This window comes from Bifidobacterium platyrrhinorum (assembly GCF_010667645.1).
GTDB classification, from domain to species: domain Bacteria; phylum Actinomycetota; class Actinomycetes; order Actinomycetales; family Bifidobacteriaceae; genus Bifidobacterium; species Bifidobacterium platyrrhinorum.
In genome coordinates, this window is record NZ_WHZV01000001.1 from 541,235 (window position 1) to 567,081 (window position 25,847).

General features: G+C 66.4%; 22 protein-coding genes and 1 tRNA gene. 18 read left to right on the top strand and 5 right to left on the bottom strand.

Going from position 1 to position 25,847, the window contains the following annotated elements:
• Positions 1 to 9: 9 nt before the first annotated feature.
• The 8 genes from GFD21_RS02195 to GFD21_RS02230 all read left to right on the top strand — a co-directional run bounded on the left by GFD21_RS02195 (position 10) and on the right by GFD21_RS02230 (position 9,645).
• Entirely contained in the window at positions 10 to 1,671 is a 1,662-nt protein-coding gene (locus GFD21_RS02195) for a CTP synthase (RefSeq protein WP_163196286.1), read from the top strand.
• A gap of 252 nt (positions 1,672 to 1,923) precedes the next feature.
• A complete protein-coding gene (locus tag GFD21_RS02200; RefSeq protein ID WP_163196287.1) occupies positions 1,924 to 3,225 on the top strand; it encodes a YncE family protein in 1,302 nt (433 codons plus the stop codon).
• An 83-nt stretch (positions 3,226 to 3,308) separates the two neighbouring features.
• Complete coding sequence (gene sufB, locus GFD21_RS02205; RefSeq protein WP_163196288.1) at positions 3,309 to 4,808, top strand: Fe-S cluster assembly protein SufB; 1,500 nt, start codon at positions 3,309 to 3,311, stop codon at positions 4,806 to 4,808.
• A gap of 4 nt (positions 4,809 to 4,812) precedes the next feature.
• Positions 4,813 to 6,042, top strand: coding sequence for a Fe-S cluster assembly protein SufD (gene sufD / locus GFD21_RS02210; RefSeq protein WP_163196289.1), 1,230 nt, complete (start codon positions 4,813 to 4,815; stop codon positions 6,040 to 6,042).
• Positions 6,043 to 6,074: 32 nt separating this feature from the next.
• Positions 6,075 to 6,854, top strand: coding sequence for a Fe-S cluster assembly ATPase SufC (sufC, locus tag GFD21_RS02215; protein ID WP_163196290.1), 780 nt, complete (start codon positions 6,075 to 6,077; stop codon positions 6,852 to 6,854).
• Positions 6,855 to 7,031: 177 nt separating this feature from the next.
• On the top strand, positions 7,032 to 8,303 hold the full coding sequence (locus GFD21_RS02220) for a cysteine desulfurase (protein ID WP_163196291.1): 1,272 nt from the start codon (positions 7,032 to 7,034) through the stop codon (positions 8,301 to 8,303).
• 123 nt (positions 8,304 to 8,426) lie between these two features.
• The gene (sufU, locus tag GFD21_RS02225) at positions 8,427 to 8,975 is read left to right on the top strand and encodes a Fe-S cluster assembly sulfur transfer protein SufU (RefSeq protein ID WP_163196292.1); all 549 of its coding nucleotides are present in this window, start codon (positions 8,427 to 8,429) and stop codon (positions 8,973 to 8,975) included.
• Between the two features lie 82 nt (positions 8,976 to 9,057).
• Positions 9,058 to 9,645, top strand: a complete 588-nt coding sequence (locus GFD21_RS02230; RefSeq protein WP_163196293.1) for a metal-sulfur cluster assembly factor — start codon at positions 9,058 to 9,060, stop codon at positions 9,643 to 9,645.
• 138 nt (positions 9,646 to 9,783) lie between these two features.
• Here GFD21_RS02230 and glgC read toward each other — a convergent pair whose 3' ends face one another.
• The 3 genes from glgC to GFD21_RS02245 all read right to left on the bottom strand — a co-directional run bounded on the left by glgC (position 9,784) and on the right by GFD21_RS02245 (position 12,320).
• Entirely contained in the window at positions 9,784 to 11,031 is a 1,248-nt protein-coding gene (gene glgC / locus GFD21_RS02235; protein ID WP_163196294.1) for a glucose-1-phosphate adenylyltransferase, read from the bottom strand.
• A gap of 205 nt (positions 11,032 to 11,236) precedes the next feature.
• Positions 11,237 to 12,103 (bottom strand): TrmH family RNA methyltransferase, encoded by an 867-nt coding sequence (locus GFD21_RS02240; RefSeq protein WP_163196295.1) that lies wholly within the window; start codon positions 12,101 to 12,103, stop codon positions 11,237 to 11,239.
• Positions 12,104 to 12,229: 126 nt separating this feature from the next.
• A tRNA-Leu gene (locus tag GFD21_RS02245) sits at positions 12,230 to 12,320 on the bottom strand.
• A gap of 95 nt (positions 12,321 to 12,415) precedes the next feature.
• On the opposite strand from GFD21_RS02245, the gene GFD21_RS02250 reads away from it, so the two are divergent.
• The 6 genes from GFD21_RS02250 to era all read left to right on the top strand — a co-directional run bounded on the left by GFD21_RS02250 (position 12,416) and on the right by era (position 17,982).
• Positions 12,416 to 13,213 carry a 16S rRNA (uracil(1498)-N(3))-methyltransferase gene (locus GFD21_RS02250; RefSeq protein WP_163196296.1) on the top strand — a complete coding sequence of 266 codons (798 nt, stop codon included), beginning with the start codon at positions 12,416 to 12,418 and terminating at the stop codon, positions 13,211 to 13,213.
• Positions 13,214 to 13,313: 100 nt separating this feature from the next.
• Entirely contained in the window at positions 13,314 to 13,652 is a 339-nt protein-coding gene (locus GFD21_RS02255; protein ID WP_163196297.1) for a histidine triad nucleotide-binding protein, read from the top strand.
• 57 nt (positions 13,653 to 13,709) lie between these two features.
• Positions 13,710 to 14,900: a PhoH family protein gene (locus GFD21_RS02260; RefSeq protein WP_163196298.1), complete on the top strand. Its 1,191-nt coding sequence runs from the start codon at positions 13,710 to 13,712 to the stop codon at positions 14,898 to 14,900.
• The gene (ybeY, locus tag GFD21_RS02265; RefSeq protein WP_163196299.1) at positions 14,897 to 15,442 is read left to right on the top strand and encodes an rRNA maturation RNase YbeY; all 546 of its coding nucleotides are present in this window, start codon (positions 14,897 to 14,899) and stop codon (positions 15,440 to 15,442) included. Before GFD21_RS02260 ends, ybeY begins: the two co-directional genes overlap by 4 nt.
• Positions 15,443 to 15,560: 118 nt before the next feature.
• Positions 15,561 to 16,982, top strand: a complete 1,422-nt coding sequence (locus GFD21_RS02270) for a hemolysin family protein (protein ID WP_163196300.1) — start codon at positions 15,561 to 15,563, stop codon at positions 16,980 to 16,982.
• 1 nt (position 16,983) lies between these two features.
• Complete coding sequence (gene era, locus GFD21_RS02275; RefSeq protein WP_163196301.1) at positions 16,984 to 17,982, top strand: GTPase Era; 999 nt, start codon at positions 16,984 to 16,986, stop codon at positions 17,980 to 17,982.
• Positions 17,983 to 18,191: 209 nt separating this feature from the next.
• Here era and GFD21_RS02280 read toward each other — a convergent pair whose 3' ends face one another.
• Together GFD21_RS02280 and GFD21_RS02285 are read right to left on the bottom strand one after the other, a co-directional pair.
• A complete protein-coding gene (locus GFD21_RS02280; protein WP_163196302.1) occupies positions 18,192 to 19,820 on the bottom strand; it encodes a substrate-binding domain-containing protein in 1,629 nt (542 codons plus the stop codon).
• Positions 19,821 to 19,905: 85 nt separating this feature from the next.
• Positions 19,906 to 21,126 (bottom strand): NADP-dependent isocitrate dehydrogenase, encoded by a 1,221-nt coding sequence (locus GFD21_RS02285; RefSeq protein WP_163196303.1) that lies wholly within the window; start codon positions 21,124 to 21,126, stop codon positions 19,906 to 19,908.
• Between the two features lie 138 nt (positions 21,127 to 21,264).
• Between GFD21_RS02285 and GFD21_RS02290 the strand changes: the two genes are divergently transcribed.
• The 4 genes from GFD21_RS02290 (at position 21,265) to def (ending at position 25,700) form a co-directional block, all read left to right on the top strand.
• The gene (locus GFD21_RS02290; RefSeq protein WP_163196304.1) at positions 21,265 to 22,392 is read left to right on the top strand and encodes a GuaB3 family IMP dehydrogenase-related protein; all 1,128 of its coding nucleotides are present in this window, start codon (positions 21,265 to 21,267) and stop codon (positions 22,390 to 22,392) included.
• A 100-nt stretch (positions 22,393 to 22,492) separates the two neighbouring features.
• Positions 22,493 to 23,038 (top strand): Rv3235 family protein, encoded by a 546-nt coding sequence (locus GFD21_RS02295; protein ID WP_163196305.1) that lies wholly within the window; start codon positions 22,493 to 22,495, stop codon positions 23,036 to 23,038.
• Between the two features lie 77 nt (positions 23,039 to 23,115).
• Positions 23,116 to 25,212 (top strand): AMP-dependent synthetase/ligase, encoded by a 2,097-nt coding sequence (locus tag GFD21_RS02300; protein WP_163196306.1) that lies wholly within the window; start codon positions 23,116 to 23,118, stop codon positions 25,210 to 25,212.
• A 2-nt stretch (positions 25,213 to 25,214) separates the two neighbouring features.
• The gene (gene def / locus GFD21_RS02305) at positions 25,215 to 25,700 is read left to right on the top strand and encodes a peptide deformylase (protein WP_163196307.1); all 486 of its coding nucleotides are present in this window, start codon (positions 25,215 to 25,217) and stop codon (positions 25,698 to 25,700) included.
• The last annotated feature ends 147 nt before the right edge of the window (positions 25,701 to 25,847 follow it).

The following is a 25,847-nucleotide window of genomic DNA, read 5'->3' on the forward strand; positions in this document are numbered from 1 at the left end:
TGAAATTCCATGGTTAGAAGAACACATGGCAATTCGCAAGAGCACGTCACCAAGCATATCTTCGTCACCGGCGGCGTGGTCTCCTCCCTCGGCAAAGGCCTGACGGCGTCCTCCCTTGGCCGTCTCCTGCGTTCCCGCGGCCTGCATGTGCTGCAGCAGAAGCTCGATCCGTACATCAACGTCGACCCGGGCACGATGAACCCGTTCCAGCACGGCGAGGTGTACGTCACCGAGGACGGCGCCGAGACCGATCTCGACATCGGCCACTACGAACGCTTCCTCGACGTCTTCCTCTCCCAGAAGGCGAACGTCACCACCGGCCAGATCTACCAGGAGGTGCTGCGCAAGGAGCGCGCCGGCGAGTACCTCGGCCAGTGCGTGCAGGTCATCCCGCACATCACCAACGAGATCAAGTCGCGCATGCGCGCCCAGGCGAGCGACGACGTCGACGTGATCATCACCGAGATCGGCGGCACCGTCGGCGACATCGAATCCCAGCCGTTCCTCGAGGCGGCCCGCGAGGTGCGCCGCGACCTCGGCTCCGACAACTGCATGTTCGTGCACGTCTCCCTCGTGCCGTACATCTCCGCCGCCCACGAGCTCAAGACCAAGCCGACCCAGCATTCCGTCATGATGCTGCGTCAGCTCGGCATCTCCCCGGACGCGCTCGTGCTGCGTTCCGACCGTCCGCTCAACCAGTCCATCAAGGACAAGATCAGCCTCATGTGCGACGTGGACGCCGAGGGCGTGGTCAACTGCGTGGACGCCAACAGCATCTACGACGTGCCGAAGATCCTGTTCGACGAGGGTCTCGACGCCTACGTCGTGCGTGAGCTCGGTCTGCCGTTCCACGACGTCGACTGGGACGAGTGGGAAGATCTGCTCGAGCGCGTGCACCACCCGAAGCACGAGGTCAACGTCGCCATCGTCGGCAAGTACATCGACCTGCCGGACGCCTATCTGTCCGTCACCGAGGCCATCAAGGCCGGCGGCTTCGCCAACTGGGCGAAGGTGAACGTCAAGTGGGTCGCGGCCGACCGCTGCGAGACCGAGGAGGGCGCGGCCGCCGCGCTCGACAACATCGACGGCATCGTGATCCCCGGCGGCTTCGGCATCCGCGGCATCGAAGGCAAGATCGGCGCCCTGAAGTTCGCCCGTGAGAACAAGCTGCCGGCGCTCGGCCTGTGCCTGGGCCTGCAGTCCATGGTCATCGAATACGCGCGCCACGTGCTCGGCATCGAGGATGCGAACTCCACCGAGTTCGAGCCGGAGTGCGCCAACCCGGTCATCGCCACGATGGAGGAGCAGAAGGACATCGTCGCCGGCAAGGGCGACATGGGCCACACCATGCGTCTCGGCTCCTACCCGGCCGAGCTGGAGGAGGGTTCGCTGGTCGCCGAGCTGTACGGCACCACGCACGTCACCGAGCGTCACCGTCACCGTTACGAGGTGAATGTGGCCTACAAGGACCGTCTGCGCGAGGGCGGTCTGCGCATCTCCGGCCAGAGTCCGGACGGGGAGCTCACCGAGTTCGTCGAACTGCCGCAGGAGGTCCATCCGTTCTACGTGGCCACCCAGGCGCATCCCGAGTTCAAGTCCCGTCCGACCAAGCCGCATCCGCTGTTCGCGGGTCTGGTCAAGGCGGCGCTCGACCACAAGGAAGCGCGCTGACGCGAACGGATACCGACGGCCGTTGCCGTGCCCATCGAGGGAATGGGCATGGCAACGGCCGTTCGCCGTATTTCGGCACGGTTTCGGCCAGCGCCGCATCGTGGCGACGGAAAGCGGTAGGCTGGATGGAAGAACACCGGTCATCGCCGACCGATGGCGGAGGGGGTGCGTGCCGCATGGGCCGGTCACATGGGAGGGGGAGCGGACATGGCGAAGGAACATCGGGGGGATGCAAGGAATGACGGGTCGGCCGTGGTATTTCGCCCGGCGACGATGATGAACGCGCTGGTCGCGGCGTTCACCGCCTGTGCGACCGTGGTTTTCGGCCTGATCGCCTTCGGCCCCGTACCCACGGCCCATGCCGCTTCATCCGGCGGCTCCGTGTTCGACGTGCCCGGCGTCTCGCAGTTCGCGCTCAGCCGTGACGGCAAGACCATCTACACCGTTGAGAACTCCGGTGTCAGACAATACGACGTGGCGAGCGGCAACGAGAAGACGCCATACTTCGCGAGTTCCGTATCCGGCACGCGCGGCATCGCCGTATCCCCGACCTCCGACGAGCTGTACGTCGGTACATTGGCCGATCAGGGGAGGGTCGACGTCTTCGACACCACGCAGCAGTGCGGTGAGGGCTGCGGCGGCGTCGATCCGGTCCGTTCGCTTCCATTGCCGGGCGATGCCGGCGGCTCCGCACCGGGGCAGCTTCTCGTCTCGCCTGATGGCCGGACCCTATACGGCACCGGCATGGGGCAGGCCAATGTGGTGTGGGCGATGGACACGTCCAATGGCAAGGCCGTCGGTTCCGACCTCAGGCTTTCCGCGGTGTCCGTGGCATCGCAGAACACGATCAACCATATGCCGCTGGCCCTGTCGGCGGACGGCGGAACGCTTGTGGTCCAATCGGGGTCCGTGGATGGGTCCTCGGATTCCTCCTCGCCGGGTTTCGTCGTCGTGGACACCGCCTCCTGGAAGGTCCGCGACCGGGTGTCCGTCAAGAACGCCCCCGGCACGTTCGCCGTCAACGCCGACGGTACGGTCATCTGGTACACGGACGTCATGGACAACAGCTTCCATCGGGTGTCCGCCGACGGAAGCGACGATCATACCGTCACTTCGGGCGATATGTCCTCGGGCGTCACCCAGTTGAAAACGGATCCCGACGGCAGGGCGTTGTACGCCTCCATGAACGGGACGGGGGACGGCGCGTCGGGCGTATCGGCGCTCGACCCGTCCGACCTGAAACGGACGGCGTCGTTCCCGACGGACGGCGACATCGTCCTCGGTCTTGCGGTGTCCGCCGACGGTTCGGTCATCGCGGCGGCCACGGTGAAGAGCATCACAGGGAATACGCCCACCGTACGCATGCGCACGACGTCCACCGGGCTGAAACCGGTGTCCGCCTCCGCCGACGGCGCGGCCGCCGGTCCGGCGGGAGGCATAGACCGCATGACGGTGTTCCGCGGCGTGCTCGTCGCGCTGATCGTCGCCGACGCCGTGGTGCTGGCCGTGCTCGTGGCGAAGCGCCGACGTGTCTCAGCTCACGTTATCCCCTGAGCCAACATACGGTGTCGCTGTGGTGTTCGCACACCGCTTCTGCTAGGTTTACGTAGGAACTTTCGTGAACGATGGAAGGCAGGATGGTGAGCGATACTCAAGCGCCAAACGCCGCCGCTGACGTGGAGATGAGCCAGTACGTGGCCGATAGGTCCCGCGTCAACGAGGAGAAGATCAAACAGGACGACGAGATCATCCAGCAGTTCGGCGACTACAGCTACGGCTGGCATGATTCCGATGCGGCCGGCGAGGCCGCCAAGCGAGGCATCGACGAGCAGGTCGTGCGCGACATCAGCGCCGACAAGGGGGAGCCCGAATGGATGCTCGACATGCGTCTGCGCGGGTTCAAGGCGTTCCTCGACAAGCCGATGCCCAAGTGGGGCGTGGACCTGTCCGGTTTCAACGCCGACGACTTCAAGTACTACGTCAAGCCGATCGAGAAGCAGGCCAAGTCGTGGGAGGAGCTGCCGGACGACATCCGCAACACCTACGACCGCCTGGGCATCCCGGAGGCGGAGAAGAACCGCCTCGTCTCCGGCGTGGCCGCCCAGTACGAGTCCGAGGTCATCTACAACTCCATCCAGGAGGACCTGAAGAAGCAGGGCGTCATCTTCGTCGACACGGACACCGCCGTGCGCGAATACCCCGATCTCGTGCGCAAGTACTTCGGCACCGTCGTGCCGCCCGAGGACAACAAGTTCGGCGCGCTCAACACCGCCGCATGGTCCGGCGGCTCGTTCGTGTACGTGCCGAAGGGCGTGCACGTGGACATCCCGCTGCAGGCCTACTTCCGCATCAACACGCCCGCCATGGGCCAGTTCGAGCGCACGCTCATCATCGCGGACGAAGGCTCCTACGTGCACTACGTGGAGGGCTGCACCGCCCCGATCTGGTCCGAGGACTCGCTGCACGCCGCCATCGTCGAGATCATCGTCGAGAAGCATGCGCGCGTGCGCTACACCACCGTGCAGAACTGGTCGAACAACGTCTACAACCTCGTCACCCAGCGCGCCTACGTGCGTGAGGGCGGCACGATGGAATGGGTGGACGGCAACATCGGTTCCAAGGCCACGATGAAGTACCCGGCCTGCATCCTCGCCGAGCCGTACGCGAAGGCGAGCACCATGTCGCTCGGCTTCGCCGGCAAGGGTCAGTACCAGGACACGGGCGCGAAGATGATCCACCTCGCCCCGCACACCTCGTCCACCATCGTCGCCAAGTCCATTTCGCGCGGCGGCGGCCGTTCCGCCTACCGCGGTCTGGTGAAGATCGTCAAGGGCGCGGAGGGGTCCTCCAACTCGACCGTGTGCGACGCGTTGCTCGTCGACGATTTCAGCCGCTCCGACACCTACCCGCATGTGGACGTGCGCGAGGACGACGTCTCGATGGCCCACGAGGCCACCGTCTCCAAAATCTCCGAGGACCAGCTGTTCTACCTGATGAGCCGCGGCCTGTCCGAGGAGGAGGCGCAGGGCATGATCGTGCGCGGCTTCGTCGAGCCGATCAGCCGCGAGCTTCCGATGGAGTACGCGCTCGAACTCAACAGACTCGTCGAATTGCAGATGGAAGGATCGGTGGGCTGATCCCATGGCCGAAAACAAGGCAGCAGAACTGAACATCCCGGTCGCCGACCCGAACGACCCGTACAAGATCCCGGCGGCCATGCCGTCGAGCGCCGACCGCGCGCCCCGCTCCTTCGACGTGGACTCCTTCCCGGTGCCCGCGCGCGACCAGGAGGACTGGCGCTACACGCCCATCGACCGCATCGGCGAGTTCTTCGACGTGTTCAAGCCCTCCGGCGAAACCGAGATCGAAGTGTCGATGATCGACGGCTCCCCGCTGGCCGAAGGCGTCACGCTCAGCCAGGTCCGGCTCGGCGAGGGCGCGTCCGGCACCGTCTCCAAGCCGAATGACCGCGTCTCCGCCGTCGAATGGAACTCCGGCTCCACCGCGACGATCCTTCGTCTCGAAGGCGAGATCGCCCAGCCCGTGCTCGTCAAGGTGCATGGCGCCGGCGAGGGCCTCGACGCGTTCCATCTCGTCATCGACGCCGCGGACCGCGCACACGCGGATGTCGTCGTCGAGCACGACGGCGACGCGCGCCTCGCCGAGGGCGTCGAGATCACCACCGGCAAGGACTCTCACGTCTCCACGACGTTCATCCAGGAGTGGGACCGCGCGGCCAAGCACGTCGGCAATCATCGCATCCACGTCGGCAAGGGCGCGTCCCTGCGCCATTCCGTCGTCACGCTCGGAGGCGACGTGGTGCGCATCCGCATGGACCAGGACTTCGGCGGCGAACAGGGCGAGCTCAACATGCTCGGCATCTACTTCGTCGACCCGGGCGAGCACATCGAACACCGTACGATGGTGGTGCACAACCATCCCGAATGCAAGAGCCGCGTCGTCTACAAGGGCGCGCTCGACGGCAAGGGCGCGCACTCCACGTGGGTGGGCAACGCACTGATCGAACCGACCGCCCCCGGCACCGACTCCTACGAGCTCAACCGCAACCTCGTGCTCACCCCGGGCGCGATCGCCGATTCCGAGCCGAACCTGGAGATCGAGAACGGCAACATCATCGGCGCCGGCCACGCCTCCTCGGTGGGTCGTTTCGACGACGAGGAACTGTTCTACCTCGAATCCCGCGGCATCCCGGAGACCGAGGCGCGCAAGCTCGTCGTGCGCGGCTTCTTCGGCGAACTCGTCGAGGAGATCGGCATCCCGGCCGTCTCCGACCATCTCATGGACGTCATCGACCGCCGGTTGGCCCGCGGCGAGGACGCGGCCATGGCGCAGGTGCTGGAAGACAAGTAATCCAATACTTTTACGGACCTTTAGGAGAACCAATGTCCACTCTCGAAATCAAGGACCTCTACGTCCACGTCGAAACCAAGGAAGGCACCAAGCAGATCCTCAAGGGCGCCTCGCTGACCGTCAACTCCGGCGAGACCCACGCCATCATGGGCCCCAACGGCTCCGGCAAGTCCACGCTCGCCTACACGCTGGCCGGCCACCCCAAGTACGTGGTCGACTCCGGCGAGGCGCTGCTCGACGGCCGGGACATCCTCAAGATGACCCCGGACGAGCGTGCCAAGGCCGGCCTGTTCCTCGCCATGCAGTACCCGGTCGAGGTGCCCGGCGTCTCCATGACCAACTTCCTGCGCACCGCGAAGACCGAGGTCGACGGCGAGGCCCCGTCCATCCGCACGTGGACCAAGGAGCTGTCCCAGGCGATGAAGCGTCTCAAGATGGATCCGAAGTTCGCCACCCGCTCCGTCAACGAAGGCTTCTCCGGCGGCGAGAAGAAGCGCGCCGAAGTGCTGCAGCTCGAACTGCTCAAGCCGAAGTTCGCCATCCTCGACGAGACCGACTCCGGCCTCGACGTGGACGCGCTGCGCATCGTGTCCGAGGGCGTGAACCGCGCCAAGGAGGCCAACCAGTTCGGCATCCTCATGGTCACGCACTACACGCGCATCCTCAAGTACATCAAGCCGGACATCGTGCACGTGTTCGCCGACGGCCACTTCGTGAAGACCGGCGGCCCCGAGCTGGCCGACGAGCTCGAGGAGAACGGCTACGACGCGTACCTGCCGGAGGGCGCGGACTCCGAGTCCGCACTCGCCTGACATCCGACGGACGTCGGTTCCGCCGGCTTTCACGGTTCCAGCGGAGCCGTGGGAGTCGGCGGAACGCATACCGTGACACGCTCCGGGCCGCTCCGGCCAAGTCTTTACGGTCTCGATATGCGTTCCGCCGACTCCCACTCACTTGCATGTGAATGTCACGAAATGGGGGAAATGACAATGGTTGATTTCGCAGCGATCAGGGATGAGTTCCCGATTCTGGACCAGGAGGTGCACGGGCATCCGCTCGTATACCTCGACTCGGCGGCCACCTCGCAGAAGCCGAAACGCGTCATCGATGCGGAGAGCGACTTCTACCGCACGATCAACGCGGGTGTGCACCGCGGCGCCCACGAACTCGCGGCGCGCTCGACGGTGGCGTTCGAGGAGGCGCGTGCGAAGGTCGCGAAGCTGGTCGGCGCGAACGCCGAGGAGGGGAACGAGGAGATCGTCGTCACCGGCGGCGCCACGGCGGGGCTGAACCTGCTGGCCACCGCGTTCGGCAACGCGTCGCTCGGCCGTGGGGGAGAGGCCGCCAAGCGGTTCGCGCTGAAGCCCGGGGACGAGATCGTCGTCTCGAAGGCGGAGCATCATTCGGTGCTGCTGCCGTTCCAGGAGCTCGCCTACCGCACCGGCGCCACGTTCAAGTGGATCGACCTGACCGAGGACGGGCGCGTGCGCACCGATAACCTCGACGAGGTCATCACCGAACGCACCAAGGTCGTGGCCGTCACGCATGTGGGCAACACCACCGGCGCCATCACCGACATCGCGCCGATCATCGCCCGTGCGCACGCCGTGGGCGCCGTGTTCATCCTCGACGCCTGCCAGTCGGTGCCGCATCTCAAGGTCGACTTCCACGCGCTGGACGTCGACTTCGCCGCATGGAGCGCGCACAAGATGTACGGCCCCACCGGCGTCGGCTTCCTGTACGGCAAGCGCGGGCTGCTCGAGCCGCTGCCGCCGGCCAACTTCGGCGGTTCGATGGTCGAGCTTGCGTGGATGGACCAGCCGGCCCAGTACATGGAGCCGCCGGCCCGCTTCGAGGCCGGCACCCAGCCGGTCGCGCAGGTCGTGGCCGCCGGCGTCGCCGCCGAATGGATGATGAACATCGGGTTGGAGAACATCGAGGCGCATGAGCGCACGATCGCCGCCGAACTGCTCAAGCTCGGCGACATCGACGGCATCCGCATCCTGGGTCCCCGCGAGAATGTGGACCGCATCGGCACCGTCGCGTTCGACGTCAAGGGCGTGCACCCGCATGACGTCGGCCAGTACATCGACGCGCAGGGCATCGCCATCCGCGTCGGTCATCATTGCGCGCAGCCCGTGCACCGCCACTTCGGCCTGTACGCCTCCAACCGGGCCTCCTCCGGCGTGTACAACAGCATCGAGGACGCGCAGGCGCTCGTCGAGGCGGCGAAGGGCATCAGGAAGTTCTTCGGGGCCTGACCGGTTCCCGATCGACACGGGGGCCTCCTCCGACCGGTATATGGGAGGCGGAGGAGGCCCCCGTCGGCATGTCCGCCGATACGCGTGTCTCCCGGTCGGGAGTGCCACTACGATAAGGAAGCTATGAACGATTACGGCATGAGCGGGGACGACCTCGAGCAGATGTACCAGGAGGTCATCCTCGAGGCGGCGAAGAACCCGCATGGCAAGGAGCATTTCGCGGCCGACCTCACCAAGGAGGGCGCCGCCGCCGGGGACACGGTGGTGCGCGCCACCCACGAATACTGCACGCCCGGCGAATCCCACCAGTTCAACCCCACCTGCGGCGACGAGGCCACCGTGCATGTGGAGGTCTCCGACAAGGAGCCCCACACCATCGAACGCGTGGTCTGGGACGGCCAGGGCTGCTCGATCTCGCAGGCCAGCCTTTCCGTCATGGTCGATTTGGTCGACGGCAAGACCGTGGACAAGGCAATGGAGCTCGAGCGCACGTTCCACAAGCTCATGGAATCCCGTGGCAAGGGGCTCGATGACGACGACCTTGAGGAGTCCCTCGGCGACGGCATCGTGTTCCAGGGCGTCTCCAAGTATCCGATGCGCATCAAGTGCGCCCTGCTCGCCTGGGAGGGACTCAAGGATTCCATCGCCAAGGCGCTGGCCGCCAAGCGCTGAGCGCTCGGCGTAACGGATCGCGGTGACAAAGCCCGGCGCCGCGCGTACAGTAAAAGACGACCATCGATTTTTGGAGTGAACTATGAGCGATAATCTCGTGCCCGAGCCCGCGCCCACCGTTTTCGACGCGGTGAACGACGTGCTCAAGGATGAGGAGGCGGCCCGTCGGGTGATGGCCAACCCGGCGTTGGCCAAGGGGTTCCCGAACGGGCGTCCCGCCGAACCGGAATCGTCGTCCGACGACATGTGCGCATGCGGACGTCACAGGAAAAGCGAATGCGGCCACGACGACGCCGAATCGGATGACGGCCACATCCCGCTGAAGTTCGTCGACGACATCGGCCGCGCCACGGCGGAGGACGTGCGCGAGGCCCTGCATCAGGTCATCGACCCGGAGCTCGGCATCGACGTCATCGACCTCGGTCTGGTCTACGGCATCGAGATCGATGATCTCGGGCGCGCGATCATCACGATGACACTCACCACGCCCGCCTGCCCGCTGACCGACCTCATCGAGGACGAATGCGCCAGCACGCTCGCCGGTCTTGTCGAGGAGTTCCGCATCGACTGGACATGGCAGCCGCGCTGGACGATGGACAAGATCACGCCGGAGGGCCGCGAACAGCTGGCCGCGCTCGGCTTCAACTTCGACAACCTGCCGAAGTACTGATGTTCGTTTCGCGTCCTGTGCGGCCGGCGGCCTTGAACGGACCCGACCGGCGGCCGCACAGGACGCTGGAATAACGGGAAACCCCCGAACCGTCTAAAAACGGTTCGGGGGTTTCCTTATGGGGCCGGATGCCGGTCGTCAGTCGTCGACGACGGTGCCCTTCGGAACCACCGTGATGCCCTCGGGCGTGACGGTGAAGCCACGGGCGAGATCATGCTCGGTGTCGATGCCGACCGTCGAGTTCTCGGTGAGCACGACGTTCTTGTCGAGGATGGCCTTGTACACGCGCGCGCGACGGTTCACGATGACGCCGTCGAACAGCACGGAATCGACCACCTGGGCCCACGAATGGATGCGCACGTTCGGCGACAGCACGGAGTGGTGCACTTCGCCGCCGGACACGATGACGCCGGGGGAGACGATCGAATCGGTCGCGTGCCCGAGACGATCGCGGCCGGCGTGCACGAACTTGGCCGGCGGCAGGGTGCCGGAGTTCGTGTAGATCGGCCAGGCCTGGTTGTACAGGTTGAACTCGGGCACGTAGGCGATGAGGTCCATGTGCGCGTCGTAGAACTGCTTGATGGTGCCCACGTCGCGCCAGTAGGCGTGGTCGGTCGGCGTGGCGCCCGGGATCTCGTTCGTATTGAAGTCGTACACGCCGGCCTCGCCGCGGGCGGCGAAGTACGGGGCGATGTCGCCGCCCATGTCGTGCTTCGTGTTCTCGTTCTTCTCGTCCTTCGCGAGGGCGTCGAACAGGGCGTCCGTGTTGGCCACGTAGTTGCCCATGGAGGCGAGGAAGGAATTCGGATCGTCCGGCAGGCCGGCGCAGGTCTCGGGCTTCTCCAGGAAGCTCTTGATCTGGTTCGGGTGGTTCGGGTCCACGTCGATGACGCCGAACTGCTTCGACTGCTCGATGGGCTGGCGGATGCCGGCCACGGTGAATTCCGCGCCGGACTCGATGTGCTGCTGGACCATCTGGCCGAAGTCCATGCGGTAGACGTGGTCGGCGCCGACGATCACGACGATGTCCGGCTGGACGTCCTCGATGATGTTGATGGTCTGGTAGATGGCATCCGCGGAGCCGAGGTACCAGTGCTTGCCGAGGCGCTGCTGCGCCGGGACGGGGGAGACGTAGTTGCCGAGCAGGGAGGAGAAGCGCCACATCTGGGAGATGTGACGGTCCAGCGAATGGGACTTGTACTGGGTGAGCACGACGATGTGGCGGTAATCGGAGTTCACCAGGTTGGACAGCGGGAAGTCGATGAGACGGAACACGCCGCCGAACGGGACGGCCGGCTTCGCACGGTCGCGCGTCAACGGCATCAGTCGGGTGCCCTCGCCGCCCGCCAATACGATCGACAGGATCTTCTGCTTGTTTTTGGCCATGGTCGTGTTGCTCCTCTCAACAACCAACAGCGTCCTTCGACGCCGCGCTCGGGTTCCGATCCGGCGCATCCTTGCCCCGGACTGACAATGACAATGATTGCACAAAAACCGCGACACGCCCGAATCGCCGACCCGCGCGTCAACAGGATTCACCGCCGGTTCCCCTCGTCGTCACCGCGGCGCGCCACGGCGGGCGTCAACGCGGTCAGCGCATGCGGGTGGCGTAGAAGGCGACGGCGCTGGATGCCGCGACGTTGAGCGAGTCGACGTCATGGCTCATCGGGATCTTCACCGTCAGGTCGGCGCGCGCGATGGTGTGGCGGGAGAGGCCGTCCCCTTCGGTGCCGAAGATGAGCGCGAGCCGGTCGATGCGGTCCGGGTCCCTGGATTCGGCGTGCAGTCGACGGGTGAGCTCGTCGAGGCTGATCGAATCGTCCTCGAGCGCCATGGCCACGGTGGTGAAGCCGAGCGACTTCAGCTCGTCGATGCCCTGGAACGGCCAGTACCTTTTGTCCTCGCCGCCGATGCGCGTCCACGGGATCTGGAACACCGTGCCCATCGACACGCGCGCGGCGCGGCGGTACAGGGGATCCCCGCAGGAGGGGGTGACCAGCACCGCATCCACGTCGAGGGCGGCCGCGGAGCGCATCAGCGCGCCTACGTTCGTGTGGTCCACGATGTTCTCCATCACGGCGACGCGCCGGGCGCCGCGGCACACGTCCGCCACGCTCGGCAACGGCCAGCGGCGCATGGCCGACAGGGCGCCGCGGTGCAGGCGATAGCCGGTCAGCCGCCGCAGCTGTTCGGGGGAGGCCACGTACACGGGCACGTCCGGCCCCCACTGCGCGTCGATCGCGGCGAAGGTGTCGGCCATGCCCTCGATCCACGGCTCCTCGACAAGCAGGGAGATGGGTTCGCGGCCGGCAGCCAGGGCCCGGTCGATGACCTTCGGCGATTCCGCGATGAACAGTCCCTTGGCCGGTTCGAGACGGTTGCGCAGCTGGATCTCCGTGAGGTTGACGTACGCCGACACCCGTTCGTCGTCGATGGATTCAAGATGCACGAAACGCATGACCCTCTCCTGACTTTCCTGGCCTGATGATCCGATGATCGTGACGTTCCGGCATGCGCGCCTTCGCAGGGGAATGCCGGCACACCTCCGGATACAAGAAAACCCCTTGTCTCCAAGGGGTTTCGATGGTGCCCGAGACGGGACTTGAACCCGTACGCCTGTTAAAAATAGGCACTAGCACCTCAAGCTAGCGCGTCTACCATTCCGCCACCCGGGCAGGTGTCGCTGTCTGGCAACGAGTTGTTACTTTAGCAACAAATCACAGGCGCGCAATCATCGGCGTGTCGCAGTGCTGTTGATAGCCTTGGGACCATGACAGATGCCTTGTTCCTCCTGGATCCCGACCATGACGACGTGCCCGTCAACTCGGACGAGCTCAACACCGGATGGAAACTCACCCTGCCCGTGGCGGTACGCCGCCATGCGGTGCAGGCGATGCGGTTGAAGACCGGGGACGAGCTTCAGCTGTCCGACGGCCGCGGCCTGCGCGTCACCGCCGTGCTGACGAATCCCGACGAAGGCGTCGCCGAGGTGCGCGGGTTCGTCCGCGAGCCCGCGCCCGTGACCCGCCTGGCGCTCGTCCAGGCCCTGGCGAAGAACGGGCACGACGAGCAGGCGATCGACGTCGCGACGCAGATCGGCGTCGACGAGGTCATCCCGTGGCAGGCCGATCGGTCCATCGCCAAATGGAAGCCGGGACGCACCGACCGCAAGTGGCGTTCCACGCTCGACGCGGCCACCGAACAGTCGCGCCGCTCGTGGAGGCCCGATCTGGGGGAGTGCGTCACCTCCAGGCAGATCGTGTCGTTGTGCCTTCGCGCCAACGTGCACGGCGACCTGGTGATCGTGCTGCATCAGGACGCCACCGACACCTGGGATTCGGTCGAGGGTCTGGTGCGCGACCTCTCCGACCGCTGCCTGAAGGACGCCAGGCCGCGTACGGTGCACGTCGTGGTCGGCCCGGAGGGGGGCATCAGCGAGGACGAGGTCGCCGCGTTCACCCAAGCCGGGGCGCACAGCGTCGTGCTGGGATCGAACATCCTCAGGGCCTCGACGGCCGGGCCCGTGGCATTGTCCCTGCTCGCCCGCATGCTCGGCCGCTTCGCATAGCGCGATGGCTTCCGCACCCGGGTAACGGGTGCGCGCTAAGCTGTGTGGGGAAGGACGCGATCCACGCGACGCGTGGACGCACACATATGAAGGAGCACCAATGAGCGCATCGGACGACTGCCTGTTCTGCAGCATCATCGCGGGTCGGATCCCCAGCACCAAGGTCTACGAGGACGACACCACCTACGCCTTCAAGGACATCAACCCCAAGGCCAAGGTGCATGTGCTGGTCGTGCCGAAGCGCCATTACGCCGACGTGGCCGAGCTCGCGGCCGACGATCCGGCCGAACTCGCCCACATCGTCGAGGTGGCGCAGCACATCGCGGACGACGCCTTCCACGGCGCGTTCCGTCTGGTGTTCAACACCGGACTCGACGCGGGACAGACGGTCTTCCACGTGCACGCGCACGTCATGACCGGCGAGAAGCTCGACGAGTAGCCCCGGTCGGAGGAAAAGGACCGATTCCGCAACAGCCAGCCCATAGGAAAGGAACCCTTGGCGACCACAACACGCACCATCACCATCCCGACGCAACTCGACCCCGTGGCGGTGCTCGGGCCGGTGGACGAGGTGATCCGCGAAATCGAACGCGCGTTCCCGGAACTGACGATCATCGTGCGCGGCAACCGCGTGGCCATCGTCTCGCGATCGAAGCAGACCGAAGCCGACGCCGCGAAGGCCGAGGATCTGGTGAACACGATCATCGAAGCGGCGCACACGGCGCCGATGGACGCCGACACGGTGCGGCGCATGATCGACCAGGACGTGCTCGACAACCGCACGCGGTCCACGCATCCCGGCCACGGGCGCGCGGTGGAGACGCTGCAGCGCGTCGAGGCGGCCTCCGTCAAAGCGCGACGGACCGATTCCGGGCACCGCAGGCCCGCCGTTCCCGGCGTCATCACCTATGCCAGCGGCAATCCGGTCCGGGCCAAGACGCCGGGGCAGGCGGCGTACGTGGCGGCCATCGAGTCGCACACCATCACGTTCGGCATCGGACCGGCCGGCACGGGCAAGACCTACCTCGCCGTCGCCAAGGCGGTGCGCGCCTTCCAGGACCGGCAGGTCAGGCGCATCATCCTCACGAGACCGGCCGTGGAGGCGGGGGAGAGCCTCGGCTTCCTGCCGGGTACGCTCAACGACAAGGTGGATCCGTACCTGCGTCCGCTGTACGACGCGCTCGGCGACATGCTCGGCGCCGACCAGCTCAGGCGGCTCATGGACGACAACACCATCGAGGTGGCGCCCCTCGCCTACATGCGCGGCCGCACCCTCAACGACGCCTACGTCATCCTCGACGAGGCGCAGAACACCACCGAGCAGCAGATGAAGATGTTCCTCACCCGACTCGGCTTCAACACGAAGATGGTCATCACGGGCGACATCACCCAAGTCGATCTGGCCGTGCCGCGTTCGGGATTGGCGACCATCGAACGCATCCTCGGCGGCATCAAGGACATCGCGTTCGTGCATCTCAAGGCCGAGGACGTGGTACGGCACCGTTTGGTCGGGCTCATCGTCGAGGCGTACAACCGCAGCGAGGGGCTGGACGGCGATCATCGCCGCATATCGCGCGGCGCGGGCCGTCGGGCCGACCGGAACGGCGGCGACGGGGCCGGCCACGACGACGACACCACGGACCGCGCGAACGGCGCGGCCGACGAGGACCGAAAGGAAAACCGATGAGCGTTGACGTGTCCAACGAGACCGTATGGACCATCGATCCCAAACTCTTCTCCGACCTGGGACTGTGGGTGCTCGACCAGATGAGGGTGAGCACCCAGTCCGACCTGACCATCCTGTTCGTCGACCCCGAACCCATCGCCGAGATGCACGAACACTGGATGAACCTCGAGGGGCCCACCGACGTGATGAGCTTCCCGATGGACGAGCTGCGGCCCGGCGACGGCAAGACCGTGATGGAGGGCGTGCTCGGCGACATCGTGATCTGCCCGTGGGTGGCGGCCCAGCAGGCCGCGGCGGCGGGCCACGGCGTATTGCAGGAGATGATGCTGCTCGCCATCCACGGCATCCTCCACCTGCTCGGCTACGACCATGTGAACCCCGAGCAGGAACGGCAGATGTTCGGACTGCAGCGGCAGCTGCTGCTCACGTTCATCGCCGTGCGCCATGATCTGGGCGCTCCCGTCGAGCTGCCGGCCGGCAGCGAGGACGCGTTGGCCGCCTATGATGCGGCTCACGGCCCCGGACGCCAGATCACGCACTGAACCACGCGAGACCCATGACGGATACGTCGCCGCGCCGTATGGGGACGACGCGGCGACGTATCCGCATACCCGCAGATACCCCCGCATACACCAAGCACACGAAGGAAGCACAACACCGATGGAGTATTCCCAACCGACCCTGATCGCCGTCACCGCCGCGCTGGTGATCGTCGCCGCGCTGATGGTCTGGCTGTCGCTGTCCCTGGCCGCCGCCGAAGGCGCCGTGGGACGCGTCACCAGGGCCAGCCTCAACAACCTCGTGCTGGAGGCGCAGACCGACGGCGAACTGACCCAGTTCAGCCGCATGAAAAGGGTCGACCGCATCCATCGTGTGCAGCGCCTCATCGCCGACCGGTACGTGACCGCGGGCGCGTGCGCCTTCTTCCGTATCGCATGCAACGTGCTCGTCGGCGTGCTCGTCGCCATCGTTGCGGCGCTGTGGGGCGCCCCCCTGTGGATGCAGATCCTCATCGGCGTGGTCGTGGCGATCGTCGTCGCCGTGGTCAGCGTGTTCGTCCGGCCACGCGAGACGGGCGCCATCAAACCCGCCGACATCATGATCGAGCATTCGCGCCTGGTGGCGGCGGCCGTCAGGCTCACCCCGTTCCTCCGTCTCGGCGCGGGGCGCGAGGGGCGCCGCCGCGCGCAGGAACTGTCCGACGACGAGGAGCTGGAGAAGATCCAGCAGGAACAGGGGCGCGCCACCATCGACCGGCTCGTCGAATCGAACGACTTCGACCCCGAGGTCTCCGAGATGCTGCGCAACGTGCTCACCCTGTCGGACACGCTCACCCGCGAGATCATGGTGCCGCGCACCGACATGATCTGCATCGACAGGGACGCCACGCTCGAGGCGATGCTCAAGCTGTGCTCCCGCTCCGGTTTCTCCCGCGTGCCCGTCATCGGCGACGACGTGGACGACCTCATCGGCATCGCCTACCTCAAGGATGCGGTGCGCGCCACCGCGTTCAACCAGGCGGCGCTCGGACGCGAGGTCGAATCCATCGTGCGCAAACCCATGCTCGTGCCGGAGTCCAAACCGGTCGACGACCTGTTCCATCAGATGCAGCGCTCCCGCCAGCACGTGGCGGTCGTCGTGGACGAATACGGCGGCATCGCCGGCCTGGTCACCATCGAGGACACCATCGAGCAGATCGTCGGCGAACTCGAGGACGAGCACGACCGCACGCAACGCGAGGAGCCGGAACGGATCGGCGACCGCAAATGGCGCATGCCGGCGCGCACGCCCATCGCCGATCTGGAGGAGATCTTCGAAATCGACATCGACGAGGACGACGTCGACACCGTCTACGGCCTGCTCACGAAACTGCTCGGCCGCGTGCCGATCGTCGGCGCCTCCGCGGTGACCCGCGGTCTGAAACTCACCGCCGTCGACTCCGCCGGCCGTCGCAAGAAGGTCTCCACCATCGTCGTCGAACCCGCGCACGTCGAGGGGCACGAGGAAGATGGCAACGCCGATGACGACGGCACGTCCGACGATCCGCAGGACGACAAGCAGGACAGGAACAGCAAGGAGTGACATGACCGACACCGCCGCAGCCACGAACGAGAACGGAACCATGGAAGGCGCCGAAGCCCGGCCGTACCGTTCCGGATTCGTCGCGGTCGTGGGACGCCCGAACGTGGGCAAGTCCACGCTCATCAACGCGCTGATCGGCAAGCAGATCGCCATCGCGTCCTCCCGCCCGGAGACCACGCGCAAGGCCATCCGCGGCATCCTCACCACCGAGGACGCGCAGCTCGTGCTGGTGGACACCCCCGGCATCCACCGTCCGCGCACGCTGCTCGGCCAGCGGCTCAACGACATCGTCGACGAAAGCCTGTCCGACGTGGACGAGGTGGCGTTCCTGCTGCCCGCCGACCAGGAGATCGGGCCGGGCGACAGGCGCATCCTGTCCCGTCTGCGCTCCGACTTCGCCGTCAAGCGGGAGGACGGCACGTTCGCCTGGAAGGTGCCGCTGGTCGCCGTCGTCACCAAGATCGACGAACTCACGCGCGAACGGCTCGTCGCCAAGCTCATCGAGATCGACGGGTTCGCCGACTTCGCGGACATCGTGCCGGTGAGCGCGCTCGGGCACGACAACCTCGACGAGGTGCGCAAGGTGCTCATCGAACACATGCCCGAAGGCCCGCAGATGTACCCCGAGGAGCAGATCAGCGAGGAACGCCCGGAGGACACCATCGCCGAGCTCATCCGCGGCGCGTTCCTCGAACAGCTGGACGACGAGCTGCCGCATTCGCTCGCGGTCGTCGTCGATTCCATCGACTATCCGGAGGATAACGAGACGGGCGAGGCGTACGACGGCAAGGCGGACGTACGCGTGTCCATCTATGTGGAACGCGACTCGCAGAAGCCGATCATCATCGGCAAGGGCGCGTCGAACCTGACCGCCGTGAAGAAGAGGCTGCGCACCCCGGTCAACCGCATCGTCGGAAGGAAGTCCCGTCTCGACCTGCACGTCAAGGTCGCCAAGGGCTGGCAGTCTGATCCCAAGCAGTTGGAACGTCTCGGCTTCTAGCCGTTCCATCTGCTTGGGATCGCTTCGCGGGCACCTGTGGCGTGCCCGCTCACTTCGCCTACGGACAACCCACCGGGTTGTCCGTTTCACGGCTCAGCCAAGCAATTGGAACGCCTCGGCTTTTAGTCGTCCAAGCCGTTGATATGCGCATATGTGAATGGGCGCCCACGCTGGTTCGTGGGCGCCCATTCACATATGCGGGTGCCGGGTCACAGGCCGGCGTCGGCCATCGTGATGTACCCGGGGTCGATGAGCGTGGACTTGAGGTTGGAGGCGCTTACGGAGAGCGGGTCCTCCTCCACGAGGTTCACCTTGCCCTTGACGCCCGTGAGCCTCCCCTTCTTCACGAAGGACAGGTCGGCGACCTTGCCGCCCCGGTTCAGCCTGACGACGACGCGCGCGGTGTCCGCGGCCAGGGAGAGCCGATCCTCAAGGCCCGTCATCCATTGCTTGCCGTTCACCACCTGGGGGATGGTGTCCACATATCCGCCGAAGCCGGTGACGATGGGCCAGCGGCTGTTGGATTCGTCCACGCCGACCTGCGCCGACGGGGTGTCCTCGTCATCGGAACCGGCGTTGCCGGCGTTATCCGGTGATTTCGCCGGATCCGGCACGCTGCCTCGCTGAAGGTCCTTGCGGCCGGCGATATTGCCGACGATGCCGGATATCGTGATCTGCGGATTGATGTCGGCGGCCGATCCGGTGTAGCCGAGCGAGTCGAGCTCGTCGGTCACCGCGGCGGCCACATAGTCGTTCATCGCTATGATGCCGTCGATCCTCGTGTGCGCGGTGCCGTCCGAGGTCCTCTTCGTGGGCAGGCGCCTGTCGAGCTCGGCGGCGATGCCCTTGGCGTCGTCGGCCTGCACGGTCACGTCGCGCCAGTCCTTGTCGGTGGAGGACTTGGTGAGCAGCTGGGACGGGCTGTACGCCTTGCCTTGGCTGAAGTACGGCTGGAGCACCTGCCACATGCCCGCGAACGCGTCATGGGCGAACGTGTCGTTGTCCTGCGCGTCGTCATCCGCGTCCCCGTCCGTCACGTCGGGGATGAGCACTTCGATGGCCTTGGGATTGTCCTTGCTCGCCTTCGCGAGATCGAGTTTGGCGACGAGTTTCTGCGCCTGGGTGCGGCCGATCTGCTCCGCCGTGGAGAACCGGATGAACGCGTCCGGGGCGAAGTCCTTCACCCCGTTGGCGAGCAACACGACATGCATGCCGGATTCGCGCGCGAGCTCCAGCGCCGCGTCGAGCCGCGAATAGGCGCTTTCCGCGGTCCCGGTCCCGGCGTCCTGCGCGTCGTCCGTTTCCGAAGAGGACGTGGAGGATCCGGACGACGCCGAATCCGATGAGGAAGACGAGGAAGACGACGACGCGGCGGTGACGGGCTGGGTGACGTAGTCGCCGTACTGGCGCGTGGCCGCATCGGATTCGACCGCCGGCGCCACGACCAGCGTCGTGCGCTTCGCGGTCTCGCCGGAACCCGACGAGGTCATGTGGTCGACCACCCAGTCCTGGACGTCGCGGCTCTGCTGGTCGAGGTCGGACGAGGTCCTGGTCTCGATGTCCTTCTTGGCGACCCCGGCGTCGACGAGTCGCGAGGTGATCGCGGGGACGAGTTTCGCCCACTTGTTGAGCGGCGTACGCTGCGAGATGGTGATGCCGTCGGACGGGGTGAAGATGACGGCCGATCCGGCGTCCGCCTTCGATGCGGCGGACGCGGCCGACGCCGTGGCCTGCCCCTGTCCGCCATCGGCGCCGCATGCCGCGGTTCCGGCCAGAAGCGCGACTCCCGCCGCCATGGCGATCAGTCGTGCCGCGATGTTGCTGCTGCGCGTGGCCATGGGGCGGGAATCCTTTCGATCGACGTGCAATGCCTCCGCCCGATTGTAGTAGCACCCGGACGGATTCGCCGCACCGACGCCGCGGTCAGTCGGCGAGGGCCTTGGCGAGATTCTCGTCGAGCGCGTCCATGAAGCCCTCGGTGTCGAGCCACGGTTCATCCGGACCGATGAGCATGGCGAGATCCTTGGTCATCTGGCCTCCTTCGACGGTGGAGACGATGACCTTCTCCAGCGTCTCGGCGAAGTGGCGGACCTCGGGCGTGCCGTCGAGGTCGGCGCGGTGCTTGAGGCCGCCGGTCCACGCGAAGATCGAGGCGATCGGGTTGGTCGAGGTCTTCTCGCCCTTGAGCCAGCGGCGGTAGTGGCGGGTGACGGTGCCGTGGGCGGCCTCGGCCTCGACGGTCTGACCGTCCGGGGTCATGAGCACGGAGGTCATGAGGCCGAGGGAGCCGAAGCCTTGGGCGACGGAGTCGGACTGCACGTCGCCGTCGTAGTTTTTGCAGGCCCAGATGTAGCCGCCGTGCCACTTGAGGGAGCTGGCGACCATGTCGTCGATGAGGCGGTGCTCGTAGGTGAGGCCCTCCGCCTCGTAGCGTTCCTTGTATTCGGTCTCGTAGATCTCGGCGAAGATGTCCTTGAACTGGCCGTCGTACGCCTTGAGGATCGTGTTCTTGGTGGACAGGTACACGGGGTAGTGGCGCATGAGGCCGTAGTTGAAGCAGGCGCGCGCGAAGCCGCGGATCGAATCGTTGACGTTGTACTGCACCTGGGCCACGCCGCCGTCGGCCCCGTAGTCGTAGACCACGTGCTGGATCGGCTCGGAACCATCCTCGGGGGTGAAGGTGACGGTGAGACGGCCGGCGCCCGGCACCTTGAAATCGGTGGCCTTGTACTGGTCGCCGAAGGCGTGGCGGGCCACGACGATCGGCTTGGTCCAGCCGGGGACGAGACGGGGCACGTTGCTCATCACGATGGGCTCGCGGAAGATGGTGCCGCCGAGGATGTTGCGGATCGTGCCGTTGGGGGACTTCCACATCTTCTTCAGCCCGAACTCCTTGACGCGGGCCTCGTCGGGCGTGATCGTGGCGCACTTGACGCCCACGTGCTCGCGCTGGATGGCGTGCGCGGCGTCGATGGTGACATGGTCGTCGGTGGCGTCGCGGTTCTCGATGCCGAGATCGTAGTAGTCGAGGTCCACGTCGAGGTACGGCAGGATCAGCCTGTCCTTGATGTCCTTCCAGATGACGCGCGTCATCTCGTCGCCGTCGAGCTCGACGACCCTGCCTTCGACCTTGATCTTGCCCATGCTTCCTCCTGACGGTTCGATTGAGACATCTGCCATTCGTAGCGCAGGTTTGTAACGGCGAACACGTGCGGTCGAATATGTGAGATGCGCGTGAGACGCAGCGCGCCGCCGTCCCGCGCGCGCATTAGTCTCGAAACCATGTCTCAGGAAATTGAAATCGGTTTGGGCAAGAAGGGCCGCATGGCCTACTCGCTGGACGATGTCTCCATCGTCCCCTCGCGCAGGACGCGCGACCCGCAGGACGTCTCCACCTCCTGGCAGGTCGACGCCTACGAGTTCGACGTGCCGGTCATCGGCGCGCCCATGGATTCGGTCACCAGCCCCGCCACCGCCATCGCGATGGGCCGTCTCGGCGCGCTGGGAGTGCTGGATCTCGAGGGCCTGTGGACCCGTTACGACGATCCGACCCCCTTCTTCGACGAGATCGCCGGCCTGCCGGCGGAGACCGCAACGCGCCGCATCCAGGAGATCTACGCGGAGCCGATCAAGCCGGAGCTCATCACCAGGCGTCTGCACGAGATCCGCGACGCCGGCGTCACCGTGGCCGGCGCGCTTTCCCCGCAGCGCACCCAGCAGTTCTATTCGACGGTCGTGGATGCGGGCGTCGACCTGTTCGTGATCCGCGGCACCGCCGTGTCCGCCGAGCACGTCTCGCAGGACCATGAGCCGCTCAACCTCAAGCAGTTCATCTACGACCTGGACGTGCCGGTCATCGTCGGCGGCGCGGCCAACTACACGGCCGCCCTGCACCTCATGCGCACGGGGGCCGCGGGCGTGCTCGTCGGCTTCGGCGGCGGCGCCGTGTCCGCCACCCGCCAGACGATCGGCGTCGAGGCCCCGATGGCCACCGCCATCGCGGACGTCGCCGAGGCCCGGCGCGACTACATGGACGAGTCCGGCGGCCGTTACGTCCAGCTCATCGCGGACGGCGGCATGGGCGATTCCGGCAGTTTCGTCAAGGCCCTCGCACTCGGCGCCGACGCGGTCATGCTCGGCGCGCCCCTGGCCCGCGCCACCGAGGCGCCGGGCCGCGGCATGCACTGGGGGGCCGAGGCCCGTCACCAGACGCTGCCGCGCGGTTTCCGCACGAACGTGGGCACGGTCGCGCCGCTCGAGCAGATCCTGTTCGGGCCGAGCCACACCGCCGACGGCACCACCAACTTCATCGGGGCGCTGCGTCGCGCGATGGCGTCCACCGGCTACGTCGACGTGAAGAACTTCCAGCGCTGCGGCGTGGTCGTCACGCCGTACGCCGGCCGCGCCTGACGATTCGGTTATCCACCGTGGCATCCACGGTGATGCACCGGGCCCCGCGTCACGTTGACGCGGGGCCTTTCGCATGCTGTGATGGGCGTGCGGCCGTTCGATGGGGAGCGGCCGCACCACCGACTTCGAAGGCGAGGCGCCCATGGAACCGCAATGGAGGGTCGTGATCCCCTCGTCGGGTTTCGTCCACGGACGCACCCCGCCGGTGTACGAGGGAACCATAGAGGTGGGATTGTCCGACGGGCCGGTGCCCTACCGGGTCGTCGCCGTGGCCGACGACGGGGCGACGGGGGAGGAGATCCGCACGATGGCGGTGTCCACCTGCCGAGTGGTCTGTCTGGCCGTCGACGTGATCCGTGGCAACCTGCCGTCGTCCGCATTGAGCGGGGCCGTCAGCGCCCCATGCCTGTCGCGGCTGGAGACGCTGGCGTATCTGCTGTCCGCGTCGATGACGGTCAGCGACGACATGCGGGCCGCCATGCGGTTCATGCCCGTCGTCCCGCATCTGCTGTCCGGCATGCTGGTCAACGCGTCGACGCTGGAGATGGCCGCGCACCTGTCGGTGGGGCGCCTGTCCTACTGGGCGAACGTGAGGCTCGAGCTCAGGGGCTCGCGCTGGATGTGCACGGTCGTGGACGTGGGGTGACCGATCGCCGTGCCGCCGTGTCGCGTCGTCGGCGTCGACGGCATGGCAGATACCGGACCGGGTATAGTCTGGAACCTATGTTGCGTGAGTATATTTCCGACCCCGAGTATGTGACCAACGACGACGACACGATATTCTCGCTGCTCGCCGCCCGCGCCGCGTCGGCCCCCGATGACGAGATCGCCGAATACCAGGACGACGACCGCCGGTGGCATGCGGTGACCGCCTCCGAGATGCTGGCGCGCGTGCGCGCCGTGGCGAAGGGGCTGCTCGGATTGGGCGTGCGCCCGGGGACCATGGTCGCCATCTATTCGGCCACCTGCTATGAGTGGGGCGTGACGGATTTCGCCTGCGCCGCCATCGGCGCGGTGAGCGTGCCGATCTACGAGACCGATTCGGAGCGTCAGGCCGCCTCCATCATCGAGGACACGTCGCCCCTGATCGCCTTCGCCGGCGACCAGGCCCACGCGCAGACCCTCGAACAGGTGCGTGACGAGGTCAAGGGCCTCGAATACGTGTTCAACTTCAAGGCGAACGGGCTCGACGCGGTCGCCGATTTCGGCGCGAACGTCCCCGACGAGGAGCTTGACGCGGCCATCGGGCGGGTCAGGGCCGACGACATGACCACCATCGTCTACACGTCCGGTTCGACCGGCAAGCCGAAGGGCGCGATGCTGTCCAACCGCAACTTCACGCACATCGTGAAGAACGGCTACATCATCCTCGAGGACATGCTGTACAACCCGAACCGTCTGCTGCTGTTCCTCCCGCTGGCGCACTGCTTCGCACGCTACATCCAGTACGTGGCCATCGGCGGCCACGGCGTCGTCGGCTACATCCCCGGGGCCCGGCATCTGCTCGCCGACCTGCGTTCGTTCAAGCCGACCTACCTGCTCGGCGTGCCCCGCGTGTTCGAGAAGGTGTACAACGCCGCCTCCCAGAAGGCCGGCAACGGCATCGCGGGCCGCGTGTTCGCCGCCGCCTACCGTCATTTCGTGCAGTGGTCCAAGGACGCCCAGGAGGGCAGGGGCCATTCGCCGATCGCGCGCATCCAGCATTCGTTCTTCATGGGTACGGTGGGCAAGTCCGTGCGTTCCGCGCTCGGGCCGAACCTCGCCTGGCTGGCCTGCGGCGGCGCCCCGCTCAACCCGGATCTCGCCCACTTCTTCAACGGCATGGACGGCATCACGTTCATCCAGGGCTACGGCATGACGGAGACCGCGGCCCCGATGCTCGTCAACTGGCAGGACGACAACAGGGTCGGTTCCGTGGGCAAGCCCGGTCCCGGCATGGGGGTCAGGCAGGGTGAGGGCGACGAGCTGCTGCTCACCGGCCCGAACGTGTTCCTCGGCTACTACAAGCAGCCCGAGCTCACCGCCGAGGCGAAGACCGCCGACGGGTGGATCCGCACCGGCGACCTCGGCACGATCGACGACGACGGCTTCGTCTATATCACCGGCCGCAAGAAGGACATCATCATCACCGCCGGCGGCAAGAACGTGAGCCCGGCCCCGATGGAGGAGATCATCGCCACCTGTCCGATCGTCGACCATGCGGTCGTCGTGGGCGACGGCAAGCCCTTCATCGCGGCCCTCATCGAACTCGAGCCGGACATGACCCGTTCGTGGCTCGAATCCCAGGGGCTCGACCGCAACGCGCCCATGGCCGACATCGCGCAGAACGAGGCCGTGCGCGCGTTCGTGCAGCAGTACATCGACAAGGCGAACGCGAACGTGTCCCGCGCCGAATCGGTGCGCAAGTTCGTGATCCTCGACGAGCAGTTCAGCCAGGAGGCCGGCACGCTGACCCCGAGCATGAAGGTCGTGCGGCCGAAGGTGCTCAAGCGCTACGAGGACGTGATCGACGGCGAGATCTACGTGCCGCGCGGACCGTCGAAGCCGTTGCCCGCCACCGTGCGCATCCTCGACAGGACCACCGAATCGGTCAAGCGCACGGCGGAGACGGTCAAGCAGGCCTCGGAGAACGTCAATACGAAGACGTTGCGCGACGCCTACGAGCAGGCCCGGGAGAACGTGTCTGATTCGCTTGCTAGCGTGTCCGAGAAGATCAAGCGCCAGCAGGACGGCCCGGACGCGGATGCGACCTCCGGGACCGCTCCGGAGTCCGCCGAGGCGGCCGGCGCCGACACCCATACCGACAACGAGGAGAGATAGTCTTGGCCATCCGTGAGATTCGCGTCGTTCCCGATCCCGTGCTGCGCACCCCCTGCGATGAGATCCGCGAGATCACCCCGGCCGTACGGCGTCTGGTCGACGACCTGCTGCAGACCGTCGACGATCCCGGCCGCGCCGGCCTGTCCGCCAACCAGATCGGCGTGAGCCTGAGGGCGTTCTCCTACAACATCGACGGCAGGATCGGCTACATCCTCAATCCGGTGCTCGAGGAGACCCGTGGCGAGCAGTACGGCGACGAAGGGTGCCTGTCCGTGCCCGGACTGTGGTACAAGACCCGCCGCGCCGATTATGCGCGCGTGCGCGGCATCGACCTGGACGGCAAGGAGGTCGTGCTCGAGGGCAGCGGCCTGATGGGCCGTATGCTCCAGCACGAGACGGACCACCTTGACGGCCATGTGTACCTCGACCGTCTGGAGAAGGAGGAGCGCCGCGCGGCGCTGAGGTACATGCGCGAGCATCGCAAGTGACCGGCCGTTCCCGCGGTTCGGGAACGCCCCCCCATGGAGAAGGGGGGGGGGGGGGGGGGGGGGGGGGGGGGGGGCGGGCCCCCGGCACATCGAGACCGATCTGGTGAGCACGCAGCGCGACCTCGTCATCAACATGGAGCTGTACAC

What these genes read in the sequence shown, in the direction of transcription:
- GFD21_RS02195 (WP_163196286.1), top strand. Translation starts at nt 10, where the DNA reads ATGGTTAGAAGAACACATGGCAATTCGCAAGAGCACGTCACCAAGCAT.
- sufB (WP_163196288.1), top strand. Translation starts at nt 3,309, where the DNA reads ATGGTGAGCGATACTCAAGCGCCAAACGCCGCCGCTGACGTGGAGATG.
- sufD (WP_163196289.1), top strand. Translation starts at nt 4,813, where the DNA reads ATGGCCGAAAACAAGGCAGCAGAACTGAACATCCCGGTCGCCGACCCG.
- sufC (WP_163196290.1), top strand. Translation starts at nt 6,075, where the DNA reads ATGTCCACTCTCGAAATCAAGGACCTCTACGTCCACGTCGAAACCAAG.
- GFD21_RS02220 (WP_163196291.1), top strand. Translation starts at nt 7,032, where the DNA reads ATGGTTGATTTCGCAGCGATCAGGGATGAGTTCCCGATTCTGGACCAG.
- sufU (WP_163196292.1), top strand. Translation starts at nt 8,427, where the DNA reads ATGAACGATTACGGCATGAGCGGGGACGACCTCGAGCAGATGTACCAG.
- GFD21_RS02230 (WP_163196293.1), top strand. Translation starts at nt 9,058, where the DNA reads ATGAGCGATAATCTCGTGCCCGAGCCCGCGCCCACCGTTTTCGACGCG.
- glgC (WP_163196294.1), bottom strand. Translation starts at nt 11,031, where the DNA reads ATGGCCAAAAACAAGCAGAAGATCCTGTCGATCGTATTGGCGGGCGGC.
- GFD21_RS02240 (WP_163196295.1), bottom strand. Translation starts at nt 12,103, where the DNA reads ATGCGTTTCGTGCATCTTGAATCCATCGACGACGAACGGGTGTCGGCG.
- GFD21_RS02250 (WP_163196296.1), top strand. Translation starts at nt 12,416, where the DNA reads ATGACAGATGCCTTGTTCCTCCTGGATCCCGACCATGACGACGTGCCC.
- GFD21_RS02255 (WP_163196297.1), top strand. Translation starts at nt 13,314, where the DNA reads ATGAGCGCATCGGACGACTGCCTGTTCTGCAGCATCATCGCGGGTCGG.
- ybeY (WP_163196299.1), top strand. Translation starts at nt 14,897, where the DNA reads ATGAGCGTTGACGTGTCCAACGAGACCGTATGGACCATCGATCCCAAA.
- GFD21_RS02270 (WP_163196300.1), top strand. Translation starts at nt 15,561, where the DNA reads ATGGAGTATTCCCAACCGACCCTGATCGCCGTCACCGCCGCGCTGGTG.
- era (WP_163196301.1), top strand. Translation starts at nt 16,984, where the DNA reads ATGACCGACACCGCCGCAGCCACGAACGAGAACGGAACCATGGAAGGC.
- GFD21_RS02280 (WP_163196302.1), bottom strand. Translation starts at nt 19,820, where the DNA reads ATGGCCACGCGCAGCAGCAACATCGCGGCACGACTGATCGCCATGGCG.
- GFD21_RS02285 (WP_163196303.1), bottom strand. Translation starts at nt 21,126, where the DNA reads ATGGGCAAGATCAAGGTCGAAGGCAGGGTCGTCGAGCTCGACGGCGAC.
- GFD21_RS02290 (WP_163196304.1), top strand. Translation starts at nt 21,265, where the DNA reads ATGTCTCAGGAAATTGAAATCGGTTTGGGCAAGAAGGGCCGCATGGCC.
- GFD21_RS02295 (WP_163196305.1), top strand. Translation starts at nt 22,493, where the DNA reads ATGGGGAGCGGCCGCACCACCGACTTCGAAGGCGAGGCGCCCATGGAA.
- GFD21_RS02300 (WP_163196306.1), top strand. Translation starts at nt 23,116, where the DNA reads ATGTTGCGTGAGTATATTTCCGACCCCGAGTATGTGACCAACGACGAC.